Origin of the sequence: Pseudomonas sp. HN2-3 (assembly GCF_020691745.1) — a bacterium.
GTDB lineage: Bacteria > Pseudomonadota > Gammaproteobacteria > Pseudomonadales > Pseudomonadaceae > Aquipseudomonas > Aquipseudomonas capeferrum.
The window spans coordinates 2,684,127-2,697,499 of record NZ_CP085704.1 but is presented as its reverse complement, the minus strand read 5'-3'; the positions used below and the strand labels follow the sequence as shown (position 1 = coordinate 2,697,499).

The window sequence follows — 13,373 nt, the reverse complement described above, 5'->3', positions numbered from 1 at the left end:
AGCGGGTTCACCCGCGAAGCGGCCGGCACAGGCCGCGCAAAAACAACAATTGTGGGGGCGTGAAACGCCCCCGGGTTCTCAACCATAGCCCTGTTCAACGAGCCAACGCCGCACCCACATCTGCTGCTCCTGCGGCTGCCCCGCAAGCACAGCATTTAGCGCCTGGCCAGCCTGCAACCTGCGTACCAGCGGCGCCAGTTCCACGCCCTGCAAATGCCAGACCCCAAGCGGCTGGTCCGCCGTCACCACCACCTCGGCTTCGTCCACCAGCCCGTCACGCAGTACCGGTCGCCGCGCCACCCGTACCGCCTGCCAGTCCGCGGCCGTGTGCAGCGGTTGTGCATCCGGCCACCCCTGGCGACCGTCCCAGAACGGTTGCCCGGCCCGGCCTTGCTCCTGGGCATAGAAATCCCGACCGATGCGGGCAAAGCGCAGGAACAGTTGCTCGACCCGCTGCCGATGAAACTGCAGCGCCAACGCCGCCCGCTCGGGCCGGCGCAACAGGGTGTTGATGACCACAGGCGCCTGCAGCGCCGAGGACAGCGACTGGAAAATGCCGTTGCCCGACAAGGGGTCTACCGCCATCGCCGCATCACCCACCCGCAGCCAGCTCTCTGCGGCACAGTCGCCCGCCAGGATCGCCGTGCTGCTGCGCGCATGTACCTGCGCCGGTGCCAGCGCCTGCTCATCGAACAGCTCGGCCACCAGCGCGCTGTGCCGTCGGCGGTTGGCGCAAGAGTCAGCCAAAGCCGCCTTGCCCGGCAGCCCTGCGGCGTCCAGGGTGACCTGCCAGTAGCAGCGGCCATCTTCCAGGCGGGCCATCCACGCCCAGCCGTCCTCCAGGCTTTCCACCGCCGATGCCGGCACGCCTGGGCGACCTTGCCAGGTGTTGAGGAGGCTGACCGTCTCCGGCCCTCGCAGGCGGTCGGCGGCTAGCGGTGCCTGGCGGCCGCGGGCTTCGACCAGAAACTGCGCCGCCAGTACCTGGCCATCGTCAAGGCGCACACGGTGCCCGTCTTGTTGCGACACCTCACGCACCCGGCCCTCGACCACGGTCACGCCGGCACTGAGCAAATCGTCACGCAGTGCCCGGTCAAAGCGTTGCCTGTCGAGCAGAAACTCCTGGTTCATCTGCAGGTGCTGGCCGTTCCAGCGCACCTGCCGGCTTGCCGGCATCGCTGCCTGCCTCAGCGCGCCGCCAAGGCCTGCGTGGCGCAAACCTTCCAGTACCCGTTGTGAAACGCCTTCGACCGCAGCAAAGCGGCGCCATTCAGAGACCACCGTGACCGGGTAGCCCAGGCGCCGCAAACCGATGGCCGTGGCCGCCCCTGCAGGGCCGGCGCCCAGCACCAGGATGCGTGGCTCAGACATCTTCGGCAACTCGCCGCTCAGGGCCATTGAACGTGGCATGGGCGCGCAACCAGTCGAACACCTGCTGGCGTTGCAGGCCCGGCCGTTCCCGCAGCAACGCCGCCACCCGACCGGTCAAGGCCGCACAGCCCAGGCTTGCACCGGCCAGGCCGCCTGCGCCCACAGCGCCACCGAAGTCGGCCTGGGTGCTGCCGAGCCACGACCACTGCCCCGCTGCACAGCGGGCATCGCCGGTCATGCGGATCACGCCTGGGTAGCTCGCCGGGTAGACCGCGCCGCCCTGTGCCGGGCTGGAGGCGCACAGCAGCACGCCGGCGGCCTGGGCCTCGGCACAGGCCTGATGCAGCACCGGCCGGTCCTGATGCAGGCCAAGGCTGAGGTTGATCAGTGTCGCGCCCTCTTCCACCAGCCATAACACCGCAGCCGCCACCTGCAACGCACTGGTGCTCGCCTGCGCGTTGAACACCTGAGCCACCAGCAGCGGAACGGGGCCTGATTCACGCAGCAAGCCCGCGACGACAGCGCTGCCGTGCCCCAGCTGGTCAGGCAGCGTTTCACCTTCGCGCAGTTGGCCTTGCTCCAGCCAGAACCGCCGCGCGCCCACCACTTGCACGGCCTGGGCCGACGAGCAGCCACTGTCGATAACCCCGACCCGCAGCTCAGTGCCCATGCCTGATGGCCTCCTGGGGCAAGACCTGCAACTGCCCGTCACGCAACTGCAAGTGCAGGTCGGCATCGGCCAGGGTCGAGGCACGGTGGCTGATCAGGATGCGGGTGCTCCCAGCGAACAACTGGTCGATGGCCGCGATCACTTCCCGCTCAGTCGCTTCGTCCACCGCCGAGGTGGCCTCGTCCAGCACCAGTATCGCCGGGGCCTGCAACACCGCGCGGGCAATGGCGATACGTTGTTTCTGGCCGCCGGACAACTGCTGGCCGCGCTCGCCCAGCAAGCCGTCCAGCCCCAACGGCAGGCTTTCGACCAGGCTGTCCAGGCGTGCCAGGCGCACTACCCGTTCAAGCTCCGCGCGGCTGGCCTGGGGCACCCCGTAGGCGAGGTTCTGCGCCAAGGTGCCACGGAACAGCACGATGTCCTGGCTGACCACGGCGATGCGCCGACGCAGCGCCGCCAGGTCCAGCTCGCGCAGGTCGGTACCGTCCAGCAGGATGCGCCCGGCATCGGGGTCGTAGAAGCGTTGCAGCAGGTCGATCAGGGTCGACTTGCCAACCCCCGAAGCGCCGCTGATGGCAACCTTCAGGCCACCCGGCACGCACACATTCAGGTTGTTCAGCACCGCGCCCTGGCGCCCGTCATGGGCAAAGTGCAAGGCTTCCAGGCGCAACTCGCCTGGCCCGTCGGGTATCGGCCGTGGCGTATCCGCCTGGCGCACGGCCAAGGCTTCCTGCTTGAGTTCCATCACCCGCCCCAGACTAACGGCCATGCGCTGCACCGCCACATACAAGCCCAACAGGCTTTGCACCGGCCCCACCGCCATGCCCATGTAGGTGGAAAACGCGATCAGCGCGCCCAGCTGCCAGGTGCCCTGGATCACCCACCAGCCGCCCACCAGAAAGGCGCAGGCGCGGCACCACGAGGTCAGCGTGCCGGGTATCGCCTGGGTAAAGAACTCGGTCACCTGGACCTTGAGCAACTGGCTCATGTAGCCCTGGCCCAACTGGTCGAGGCGCCCGGCTTCCCGCCCCTGCTGGCCGGCCGCCTGGATGAACTTCATGGCGGGCAGCGTCTCGACCAGGAACGACGACACGTCCGCCGAGCGCTCGCGCAGGCTGCGTACCTCGCGCTCGACCTTGCGCCGCATCCAGCGCAGCCACAGCACTTCGATCGGGATCAGCAGTGCCAGCAGCAGCGACAACTGCCAGGACAGCATCAGCATCAGGGCCACTGCGCCGACCAGGCCGATCACGGCCGACACCGCCGAAAACAGCGAGTCGACGGCAAAGCGCTGGATTTCGGCAACGTCGCCGTCCAGCCGCGAGAGGATGTCGCCGAGGCGCCGCCGCCCATAGAAGGTCGGCGACAACTGCTGCAGGTGGCGGTACAGGTCGTCGCGCAGGGCAAACAGAATGCGCCCGGACAAGCGTGTATGCAGGTAGCGGTTGACCCCGGCCAGCACGGTGCCGAGCAGGCCCGCCCCGATCATGATCGCCGCCATGTGCCAGAGCGTCTGGTAGTCCTTGGCCAGCAGGCCTTCGTCGATCAGGGTCTTGACCAGCCAGGGTTGCGCCAGGGCCAGCAGCGAGGCGCCCAGGGACAAGCCCAACAACACGCCGATGGCGCGCCGATGGGGGCGCACGAAACCATACAGCCAGGCCAGAGCCTGGCGCATGAGTACAGGGTCGCTGGTCTCTACCAGCCTTGCGAACAGGCCGCCCATGTCAGCTACGCAGCTGCTTGAGCTTGCGGTACAGCGTCGCGCGGCTGATACCCAGGGCCTCGGCGGCGGCCGAGACATTGCCCTGGTGGCGGCCCAGGGCAGTGCGGATCAGGTCCAGTTCGTTGTCCTTGAGGCTGCCGGACGGCGTTGTGCCCGTGGCCAGTTCATCCAGCAGGCAATCGGTGAGGTGATCGAGGGTCAGCACCTGCTCGCCGTCCTCTCGCATGGCCAGCGCGGTGCGCAAGACCATCTCCAATTGGCGGATGTTGCCCGGCCAGTCGAAACCTTCGAGCAAGGCGGCAAGTGCCGGGTCGAGGGTCACCCCTTTGGCGCCGAACTTGTCCAGCAGGCCCTGGATGATCCCGCCCAGGTCATCACGCTCGCGCAGGGCCGGCAAGCGCATCGATACGCCGTTGACCCGGTAGTAGAGGTCTTCGCGAAAATGCTGTTCGAGCACCAGACGCTTGAGGTCGCGGTGGGTGGCGCAGATCAGTGCCACATCGATGTCCTGCTCGTCGCCTGCGCCCAGCGGCGCCACCCGGCGCTCCTGCAAGACCCGCAACAACCTGGCCTGCAGGGCCAGCGGCATGTCGCCGATCTCGTCGAGGAACAGCGTGCCGCCATGGGCTTGCATCAGCCGTCCGACCATCCCGCCACGGCGCGAACCTGTGAATGCCCCTTCGCGGTAACCGAACAGTTCAGACTCGATCAGCCCTTCGGGAATGGCCGCGCAGTTGACCGCTACAAATGGCTTTTCAGCCCGTGGGCTGGCCTGATGCAGCGCGCGGGCGACGACTTCCTTGCCGGTGCCGGTCTCGCCCAGCAGCAGCACCGGCAGGCCATTGCCCAGCCCTTGCCGGGCCATGCGCAGGTTGCGCGCCAGACGCGGGTCGCCGCCGGCCAGAGCCTCCAGCGCAGGCGACTGGGTGGCCGGCACCGGTTTGCTCACCGCCACACTGCCGCTCAGTTGGCCATGGCGCGGCAGTTGCAAAGCACGGAAGAAGAATTCGCCCTTGGCCGTCTGCACACTGCTTACAGCGCCCTGCCACAGCCGGGCGATGAAGGCGGGTGAACGTTCACCCAGCAGCTCGCTGCTACGCCGGCCGAGCAGTTGCTGGCGCGGCACCTGCAGCAGTTGGCAGGCACTGTCGTTGGCTGCCAATACTTCGCCGTCCATGCTCAGCGCCAAGAGGCCGTGCCAGGCACTGTTGAGGTACTGCGCACGGCTGTGGAAGGCCAGTACCAGTTGCTCTGGGTGGCACAGGCCGAACAGCCGGCTTTCGATATTGCCTGCAGCCAGCATCAGCGTAGACAGGCTGTCCTGGGGTTGCGCCATCACCCCTTCGCGGGTGATGTCGAGCACACCGATCACCTCGCCACGCGGGTCGCGCAGCGGTACCGAAGTACAGGAAAACGGGCTGAGGCGATCGAGGTAGTGTTCGCCACAGTTGATCAGGGTCGGCCGCCCTTCCACCACGGCCGTGCCGATGGCGTTGGTGCCGCGCAAGGACTCGCTCCAGCAACTGCCGGGGTGCAGGTCGCGCAGGCCTTCGCGGGTGAGCACGTGGGTCTGGCCTTCGATGGCCAGCACATTGGCCTGGGCATCGCCGAGGATGATGATGCCCGCTTTGCCCTGGCGCGAGACCAGGTAGTCCAGTTCGGGGGTGACGGCATCGACCAGCAGGCGGTTGCGCTCCAGCAGCATGCGCAGGTCGTGGCCTTGTTCAAGGCCCAGGCCAACCTGTTCGCCTTGCAGGCAGTCCAGGCCATGGCCGAGGCTGCGGCGCCAGGACGCGTCGATTTCGTCGCGCAGCACGCCCAGCGGCAGCTCGCCTTCGCTGGCCAGCTTGAGCCGGGCCTGGCGGGATTCGTGTAGTGGGTCTTGGGCGTTTGTTATTTGTTGTCGCGCCATTTTCTACTCCGGCTGCGCCCCGCACGGTAGAGGGGAACGGGCTTGGGAATTTTTCCGCAGTGTGCGGGAGAAATGGGCTGGCGTCATCAGGCTGCTGTCGGGAGGTTGGGGTTGGGGCCTTCAGGGGTATTGCGGGAGATCTTCAGCGCTCTCGAGATCGAGCGCCGCCCGCGCGGCGCTTCGCGGGGCAAGCCCGCTCCCACATCTGTTTCGGGCCAATGAGGTCTGTGGCATTTGCGCGCGACTGCCTTGTTTGTACGACGCGATATTGAGGCGGGCGCCAGGGGGGCGCGCGCCGATACCTCAGGAATAACTGGCCCGAAACTGACGCTGCTTCAGCCCCTACCGCGCGTGGCGAACAAGAGCACTCATGAACACCCAATATTATTGAATGATGCTTATCAAGATAGCCCATCAAAATAATGCAAAACTGCATTAAAAATGGCGCCTCGAACTTTTATTCGAGCACTTCACAGCCCCGACGACATTAACGTCACCCCTACGGACATCCCTGTAAAAGACAAGAAAAGCAGCAGTCATGCGGGTTCGAACAGGCTTAAAGGCATGGGCGATATCAAGTCCCGGGCTCAGTTCGGCATCAGCGGCAGCTATGACGTAGGCCCCGTTGTCCTCGGCGCGACGTTGGAACACGCATTGGAGGAAGACGATCACAACGACGCTGGCAAGGCGTTCACCTCCCTGGAACTGAGCGTAGGTACCAACGTGTATGAAGGCCCATATGGTTCGCTCGACCTTGGCCTGACCAGTCTGTTTGGCGACAAGAACTATATGCAGACCTGGTATGGCGTCACCGCCGGCCAAGCATTGCAGAGCCGCTTCCAGGCCTATGACGCCAAGGGCGGATTGGTCAGTACCGGGCTGTACCTGGCGTGGACCATGCCAATCAGCGAGCACACCACATTCTCGACGCTGCTGGACGTGCAGTATTTGTCCAAGGAGGCGGCTGACAGCCCGATTGTCGAGCGACGCCTGCAGAGTGCGATCCTTGGCTCGCTGGAATACACCTTCTGAGCGAGCACCTGCTTGCTGTTTTTCCTGATGAGGCCCGCCTTGCGTTTGGGCCTCAGGGGCATTGCAGGGGAGCTTCAGCGTTCGATATCCAAAGCGCTGAAAATCCACCGACGAAGCAAAAATCAGAATCACGGCCCCGGTCACTGCAACTGAGACTGAGACTGACTCAGGTACTTCTCCACCGCCCCCTTGTCGGCATCCCCCTGCACCTGCCACAACCGCCGCTCGATCCCCTGCGCCAGCAAATGCCCCACCGCCGCCTCGATCGCCGACAACACACAAAGCTGCGCGGGTTCATTGGTGGTGTACCCCACCTCCGCCTCCAGCAACTTCTTGAACTCGATGAACTTGAACACCCCCGCACTGCGCCCCACCGAATAGATGGTCTTGCTGGTCATCACGTTGGCCAGCACCTGCCCGGTGCGTACGTCCACCGCGCGCAGGTTCACGGTCACCTGGTCGACCCGGTATTCGCGGGAGATGTCGATGCCCAGGTAACGCGCCCCTTCCCCGCCACTGCGCACGTTGGTGTCGTAGGCGATGATGCCGCCTTCAAGCATCAGGTTGGCCGCCTGCAGCGGTGGCAGCTCACCCATGATGTTCTCCGCCACATCCGGCTTCTTCTGCGAGGCGCGGATGATCTTGCGCTCGGTCAGCAGGTTCTGCAGGCCTTCACGCTCCAGCACCACGAACCAGCCACTGGCACTCAGGGCATCCATCAACATGCTGGCCGCGCCCTGGGTGACGCTGGTCGAGAACGAACTGGCCGGGGTCGGCTTGTACTGCCCAGTCTGGTCACGGAAGCCATACACCACCGCCATCAGCCGGCCTTTGGGGCGTGGCATGTTGATCAGGTCGTAGTAGGTCGAGGCCCGAGGGGTCAGGGTCGGGGTTTCCGAGTCCTGTTCGGCCGACATAGGGTCGCGCAGGCTGCAGCCTTGCAGGCCGTGCAGGGCGGCGAGGATCAGCAATGTGCTCAACAGACGTTTCATGGTGTTCTCTCCCCAACTCAAAGCCCTTCCCTCTCAGGGGTTCAGGCCGCTGACCTCAATGATCGAGATTTCTCCGGTGACGCGGTCGGTGACCTTGATGCTCAAGGCACCCGAGTCGTCGATCACATCGATCAGGAAGGCATCGGTAGCCATGCTGCCCGTGCTGCCATTACTGATGTTGTCCAGCAACTGCGAGAGCATTCGCGACTCCAACTGGTTGCTGAAGCGCTCCAGGGCCGTGGTGCCCGAAAAGGCGGAAGCACGGTCCTTGAGGTCGGGGTCGTCGTAGTCGTTCTGTGCCTGGGCGTTGTTCAGCAGCCAGGTGCCGTTGAGCGGGTTGCCACCGAAGGCCGGGTTGACCGGGGTGTACACCAGCTCCGTGGCCTGGGCGGCACAGGCGCTGGCCAACAGGCAGGCGGCGATGCAATGGGGAATGCGGGTTTTCATAGCTCGTCCCTCTCCAGATCGGTGGTGTCCTGCAGCAAGCGTTGCAGCTTGCGTTGAATGATCTGCTGCTTGACCAGGTCGGCGGCCGCGACAGCCTCGTCTTTGAGTTCCGTGGTGTTGGGTGGCAGAAAGCGCCGGTACAGCACTTCGCGCTCGAACTCCACGGTAACCAGGCTGCCCCAGCGGGCATCCGGGCGTTCGCGCACCACCAGGTTGAAATCCAGGCGGCTGGTGGCACGCAGGCGGTCGGCGAAGTAGTAGTAAAAGTCGTGGCCGATGTGCGAGATGGTGTTGTCGACGATGAAGCCCATCATCTCGTCCTCCTCAGCCGCCTTCAGCAGGCTGCAGGGCGATGCCGCCAGCAGCAGGCTCAGGCACAGCGCAGCCAGGCGTTTCATGGCGTGTCTCCCGCGCCGGCCTGGGGCTGGGCACCGTTGGGGCTGTCGGCGAACGCCTGCTCGGCGACAAACTGCCAGTCGCTGTAGTGTTCCAGCCCTTCGAAGCCCGACCACTCGGCGGCAAAACCACTGTGCTTGAACGGCGTGGCATCCGAGCGGCTGTGTACGCCGGTGATGCGGCCATCGATCGAGCGCAGCAGGCCCCAGTCGTCGCTGTTGGTGATCGGGTCCGGGTAGAGCCTGCGGATATGCCGCTTGGCCTCGGGAAAACGGTTGTCCTGCAGCAGGTCGGCCAGCTCCTGCGGGTACTGGGCCAAACCCGGCGAGGCGCGGTAGTAGCTGCGCAGGGCCTGGGCATACTGGCTGCCCACCCACAGCAACTGGCGCTCGTGATCGCGCCGGGCAACGCTCGACCAGACTGTCCCGGTGGCGGCCAAGGCCACGCTGCTGACCGCAATCAACAGCAGCACACCCAGGTAGGTGAAGCCGGCACAGGCCTTACCATTCGGCATAGAGGCTGCCATCACGCGCCCTCCCTGTAGCACCGCTCTTGATATCGGCCACACCGCCGGCCACGCCTTCTGGCGGCGGCAGCAGTTGCCAGGCATCGCTGCGTTCGGTGATCGGGTCGACCGGGGGGTTGCGCAGGTAGCGCAGCTCCACCAGTTGCTCCAGCGAATCGGGGTAGTGCCCGGTGTCGCCGTAGAAGTGGTCCAGCGACTCGCGCAGCACCGCCAGGCTCTGGCGCAGCGTGGCCTCGCGGGAGCTCTCCAGGCTGTTGAAGTAACGCGGCATGGCGATGGTCATCAGCGTGGCGATGATCGCCATCACCACCAGCAGTTCGATCAGGGTGAAGCCTTGGCTGCGTTTCATGGCCGTCACCATTGCCCGTAGGGGATGTTGTTGAGGCCTTTGCCACGGGCCTTGGAGTACACGTCGAAGACGTCTTCGCCTTCACGCGGGCTGTCGGGGCTGCTGTCGTAGGCACGCAGGCCCCAGGCCCCCTCGTCGTCATCCTTGGCCGCCAGCAGCGGGTCGTGGGGGATGCGCCGCAGGAAGTAGAACTTGGCCCCTTTGGCACTGCGCACATCGCGCACGCCTTCGACCAGCACCTGCAGGTTTGGCGGGTAACCGCTGGCATCCAGGCGCTTTTCGATGTAACCGGCGTCGAAGGCACGCTTGTAGGCGTCGATGGCATCGCGGATCTGGTACAGCGCCTCGCGCAGCTGTTGCTCCTTGCCACGGCGTACCACGGTTTCGGTCAGCGGCGCGGCCATGCTGGCGAGCAGCCCGAGCAGTGCCAGGGTCAGCACCACCTCGATCAGGCTGAAGCCTTGCACGCGGCGTTTCATGGCCGTGGGCTCCCGTTGGCGGGCACTACGGCCATCTGGCTTTCGACCACCGGCTTGTCACTGGACGGCGCAGTGCCCGGCACCTCCATCGGTGGCAGTGGCGCCATTTGCCGCACTTGCAGGCTCGACTCGGTGCCGGTGGCGAACTCCATGTCAGACGGGCTCTGGTACGGCAGGTTGCGGACGATGCGCGGGGTGATCGCCAGCACCAGTTCAGACTTGCTCATGTCGTCCTTGTTGCTGCCGAACAACCGGCCCAGGCCGGGAATGTCGCCAAGGCCCGGGATCTTGTTGCCGCTGGCGTTGTGGTCGTTGCGCACCAGCCCGGCCAGCACCTGGGTTTCGCCGTCGTGCAGGCGCAGGCTGGTCTGGGCGTTGCGGGTATCGACCTGGACCGGGATGGTGCCCTGGCGCGTGGCTTCCAGCGGGGTGGCGTTGCTCACTTCGAGTGCGATCTTGATCGCCACTTCGTTGTTCAAGTGCACGGTCGGCTGCACTTCGAGCTTCAAGCCCACATCCAGGTAGGTGACACTCTCGGTAATCACCGGGCCCTGGGTCGAAGGCACCGAGGTGGCGCTGATGATCGGCACCCGCTGGCCAATGTGGATACGCGCCTGCTCGCGGTTGCTGACGCGAATCACCGGGCTTGCCAGGGTGTTGATGTCTTTGTCCTGGGCATTGATCTTGGCCTGCGGCGCCGGCGAGATGCTGATGCGGCTGGAGTCGATGCCGCGCAGTTGGTCGAGCACGCTGACCGACTTGCCGTCGGAGGTCAGCACGCCGAAGGTGTTGGGCCATTGCAGGCCGAGGTCAAGGATGCGCGAAGTGGCCACCTCCATCACCTCCACTTCCAGCACCACCTCGGGGTTGGACTGGTCCTGGGACTGCAGCAGCTTTTCGGCCATGCGCACGGCATCGGGGCTGTCGCGCATGGTCAGGGTGTTGAGGCGCTCGTCGACGAACACGTCACGGGTCTTGAGCATGGTCTTGACCATGTTCAGCGCCGTGTTGGCGTCGATGCTGGTCAGGTAGAACGTGCGCATGACCAGTTCCTGATAGTCCTTGGTCTTTTGCGGCGAGTCGGGGTAGATCATCAGGGTGTTGTCGTTGACGATCTTCTGGCGTAGCTGGTTCTGCTCCAGCAGCAGAGCCACGGCGTCCTCGATGCGCACGTCGCGAACGAAGATGGTGGCCTTCATGTCCGGGCGCAGGTCCTTGTCGAAGATGAAGTTGATGCCGGCGACCTGGGACAGCACTTCGAAGATGGTCTTCAGGTTGGCGTCGCGAAACTCCAGGGTCACCGGGCGTTCCAGCTTGCTGCGCAGCTGCGGGAACGGCTGCGCGGTGCGCGCCTGGACGTTCTCGATGTCACTGCGCAGGGTCATGCCCTTCTGGTTCTGCGGGTCCAGGCGCAGCACTTCGCGCATGTAGCGCTCGGCGCCGAACAGGTCGCCCTGGCGCAGGGCCGCCTGGCCAAGGGCGACACGTTCGTCGAGGGTGCGGATCAGCTCCAGCTGGCGGATGCCTTCCTGGGCGCGGCGGTTGTTCGGTTCGATGCTCAGCACCCGGCCATAGCCCATGCGCGCACCGGCGAAATCGTGGCGGATGCGGTCGCTGTCGGCCTGGCTCAGCAGCGCCTCGACCGCCGCCTGGCGGCCATGGGCCAGGGCGATGTTCAGCTCGGTGTCGCGCGGGTCTTCACGCAGGGCCTCTTCCAGACGCGCGATCCCGGCTTCGTACTGCCCCTCCTTCATCAGTTCTGCGCTGTCTTCACGTACCGCACTGGAGCCACAGCCTGCGACGGCCACGCACAGCGCCAGAAGCAGGAACGGAGCAGGCTTGCACAGCTTTGACGACTTCATGGTGCGCTCCCGACAGACAAGGTCTGCGACTGGTGCAAAGGCAGGTAGACCAGGTCCAGCTCGTTGGCCGAGACCCGATCGAGGCGGTAGGTGTCTTCGATGACGTCGCCCTGGCGCACGACGTACAGTTTTTCGCCGCTCTGCAGAAACACCTGCAGGTCGTCGCGATCGCCCAGGCGGCCGACGAACTGGAAAGGCAGCGCCGGGGCGGTGGGTGCGGCAACCACCACAGGGGTGGCAATGACCGGTTGTTCGGTGACGGTGGCCAGGGTCTGCGGTTTGCTCCAGCGCTGGCTCGGGAACAGATCGGTAGAAACCCGTTCCGGCCCCTTCGCGGCAGCTCCGCGCCCCGATGTGTCCGCTTCCACACGGTCAGGGGTACTCACAGAACCTGTAGCAGCGGGCTTGCCCGCGAACAGCCCCACACTGTCCTCTTGGCCGAACCAATGCTCCGGCGCCCACGCCAACGCGGCAGAAAGCCCTAGAAACCCGGCCCAGATCACCGCACGTTGAGTCTTCATCACGACCTCGACAAGTAGAGGGTCATGCGCAGGCGGGCGTTGAGCTCGCTGTCGCCGATGCGTTTGCGTTGCAGCTCGAGGTCTTCCAGCACCAAGGTTGGCAGCTGGCCCAGCAGGCCCTTGAGGAAGCCGCGGATCTGCGGATAGCTGCCGCGCACCGGCAGCACGATCTGGTAGCGCGCCAACTGGGTTTTCGGGTCGATGCCCAAGGCATATTCGCCGCGTGCCAGGCTGATGTGCTCGGCACTGGCCAGGTGATACAGGCGCTCGATCAGCTCGCTGGCCTGCGGCTGCCCAGGCAGTTGCTGGCGCAGCGTGTCGAGGGCCTGCTGCTCGGGTTTGACCGCGATCTTCAGCTCGCCCCGCTGCACCCGCCCCACTTGCACGCTGGCGTCCGCCTCGCTGGCGCGCAGTTCGCGCACGGTTTGCCAGTGCGGCAACACAGCGGCCAATGCCACGCCGACGGCCAGCAGGCCAACGGCGACAGCGGCAAGGCCCACCGGGCCGATGCGGCGCAGGCGTTCCTGCATGATCAGGCTGCTCAGCGGGTCAGGGACGCGCATGGCCGGTCTCCCAGGTAGCGGTAAGGGTGAAACGCACCGGGTGCTCCGGCTGGCCCACCATCACCTCGTGGTTGAGCAAGGAAACATCGCTGAGCTCGGCGCTGGCCTCCAGGCGCTGGTGGTACTGCAGCATCGCCTCCAGGTTGCGCGCCTCGGCGGCGATGCGTACCTGGCCCTTGCGTGCATCCGGGGTCAGGCCAAGCAGCGCGACGTCGTCCTGCGGCTGCGCTTCGAGCATGGCGAACAGCTGCTGCCAAGGCCGTTGCAGCTGCTGCGAGACACTGCGCATCTGCGCCAGGCGCTCGGCCTGTTCGCGGCTGGCAGCACTGCTTTGCGGGGCCGCAGTGGCCGGGCGCCGGCCCAGTTGCAGTTCCAGGCTGTGCAGGCGGCCTTCCAGGTCGACCTGCTCGACCTGCAAGCGTTGTTGCAGCACCACCAGGGCGGCCACCACGGCGCAACCCAGGGCCAGTAGCGACCAGGCCAAGGCGCCGCTGCGCCGGGGCTGGAATTCCAGGTCGAGGCGGCGCATG

14 protein-coding genes and 1 pseudogene are annotated in these 13,373 nt (G+C 65.6%); 1 reads left to right on the top strand and 14 read right to left on the bottom strand.

Annotated features, from left to right (window positions below; all coding sequences use genetic code 11):
* Positions 1-78: 78 nt before the first annotated feature.
* Genes LJX93_RS12330 through LJX93_RS12315 form a run of 4 tightly spaced genes read right to left on the bottom strand, consistent with a single transcriptional unit; the run spans position 79 to position 5,676 of the window.
* On the bottom strand, positions 79-1,371 hold the full coding sequence (locus LJX93_RS12330; RefSeq protein WP_033697610.1) for an NAD(P)/FAD-dependent oxidoreductase: 1,293 nt from the start codon (positions 1,369-1,371) through the stop codon (positions 79-81).
* Positions 1,364-2,041: a S8 family serine peptidase gene (locus LJX93_RS12325; protein WP_227697239.1), complete on the bottom strand. Its 678-nt coding sequence runs from the start codon at positions 2,039-2,041 to the stop codon at positions 1,364-1,366. Before LJX93_RS12325 ends, LJX93_RS12330 begins: the two co-directional genes overlap by 8 nt.
* Positions 2,031-3,764 carry an ABC transporter ATP-binding protein gene (locus tag LJX93_RS12320; protein WP_033697608.1) on the bottom strand — a complete coding sequence of 578 codons (1,734 nt, stop codon included), beginning with the start codon at positions 3,762-3,764 and terminating at the stop codon, positions 2,031-2,033. The genes LJX93_RS12325 and LJX93_RS12320 overlap by 11 nt, the downstream gene beginning before the upstream one ends.
* A gap of 1 nt (position 3,765) precedes the next feature.
* On the bottom strand, positions 3,766-5,676 hold the full coding sequence (locus tag LJX93_RS12315; RefSeq protein WP_033697607.1) for a sigma-54-dependent Fis family transcriptional regulator: 1,911 nt from the start codon (positions 5,674-5,676) through the stop codon (positions 3,766-3,768).
* Positions 5,677-6,192: 516 nt separating this feature from the next.
* On the opposite strand from LJX93_RS12315, the pseudogene LJX93_RS12310 reads away from it, so the two are divergent.
* Positions 6,193-6,708: pseudogene (locus LJX93_RS12310) on the top strand (MipA/OmpV family protein); the annotation flags it as partial.
* Positions 6,709-6,848: 140 nt separating this feature from the next.
* Here LJX93_RS12310 and LJX93_RS12305 read toward each other — a convergent pair.
* Genes LJX93_RS12305 through LJX93_RS12260 form a run of 10 tightly spaced genes read right to left on the bottom strand, consistent with a single transcriptional unit; the run spans position 6,849 to position 13,372 of the window.
* On the bottom strand, positions 6,849-7,700 hold the full coding sequence (locus LJX93_RS12305) for a CsgG/HfaB family protein (RefSeq protein ID WP_033697606.1): 852 nt from the start codon (positions 7,698-7,700) through the stop codon (positions 6,849-6,851).
* 33 nt (positions 7,701-7,733) lie between these two features.
* A complete protein-coding gene (locus LJX93_RS12300; RefSeq protein WP_033697605.1) occupies positions 7,734-8,147 on the bottom strand; it encodes a curli assembly protein CsgF in 414 nt (137 codons plus the stop codon).
* Complete coding sequence (gene csgE, locus LJX93_RS12295; protein WP_033697604.1) at positions 8,144-8,545, bottom strand: curli production assembly/transport protein CsgE; 402 nt, start codon at positions 8,543-8,545, stop codon at positions 8,144-8,146. Before csgE ends, LJX93_RS12300 begins: the two co-directional genes overlap by 4 nt.
* Complete coding sequence (locus LJX93_RS12290) at positions 8,542-9,069, bottom strand: type II secretion system protein (RefSeq protein WP_033697603.1); 528 nt, start codon at positions 9,067-9,069, stop codon at positions 8,542-8,544. Before LJX93_RS12290 ends, csgE begins: the two co-directional genes overlap by 4 nt.
* Positions 9,044-9,418 carry a type II secretion system protein gene (locus LJX93_RS12285; RefSeq protein WP_227697238.1) on the bottom strand — a complete coding sequence of 125 codons (375 nt, stop codon included), beginning with the start codon at positions 9,416-9,418 and terminating at the stop codon, positions 9,044-9,046. The genes LJX93_RS12290 and LJX93_RS12285 overlap by 26 nt, the downstream gene beginning before the upstream one ends.
* A 5-nt stretch (positions 9,419-9,423) precedes the next feature.
* Positions 9,424-9,897: a type II secretion system protein gene (locus LJX93_RS12280; RefSeq protein ID WP_033697600.1), complete on the bottom strand. Its 474-nt coding sequence runs from the start codon at positions 9,895-9,897 to the stop codon at positions 9,424-9,426.
* A complete protein-coding gene (locus LJX93_RS12275; protein WP_227697237.1) occupies positions 9,894-11,759 on the bottom strand; it encodes a secretin N-terminal domain-containing protein in 1,866 nt (621 codons plus the stop codon). Before LJX93_RS12275 ends, LJX93_RS12280 begins: the two co-directional genes overlap by 4 nt.
* Complete coding sequence (locus LJX93_RS12270) at positions 11,756-12,280, bottom strand: hypothetical protein (protein ID WP_033697596.1); 525 nt, start codon at positions 12,278-12,280, stop codon at positions 11,756-11,758. The genes LJX93_RS12275 and LJX93_RS12270 overlap by 4 nt, the downstream gene beginning before the upstream one ends.
* A complete protein-coding gene (gene pilO / locus LJX93_RS12265) occupies positions 12,280-12,843 on the bottom strand; it encodes a type 4a pilus biogenesis protein PilO (protein WP_033697594.1) in 564 nt (187 codons plus the stop codon). Before pilO ends, LJX93_RS12270 begins: the two co-directional genes overlap by 1 nt.
* Positions 12,830-13,372 (bottom strand): pilus assembly protein, encoded by a 543-nt coding sequence (locus LJX93_RS12260; protein ID WP_156310325.1) that lies wholly within the window; start codon positions 13,370-13,372, stop codon positions 12,830-12,832. Before LJX93_RS12260 ends, pilO begins: the two co-directional genes overlap by 14 nt.
* Position 13,373: the final 1 nt, after the last annotated feature.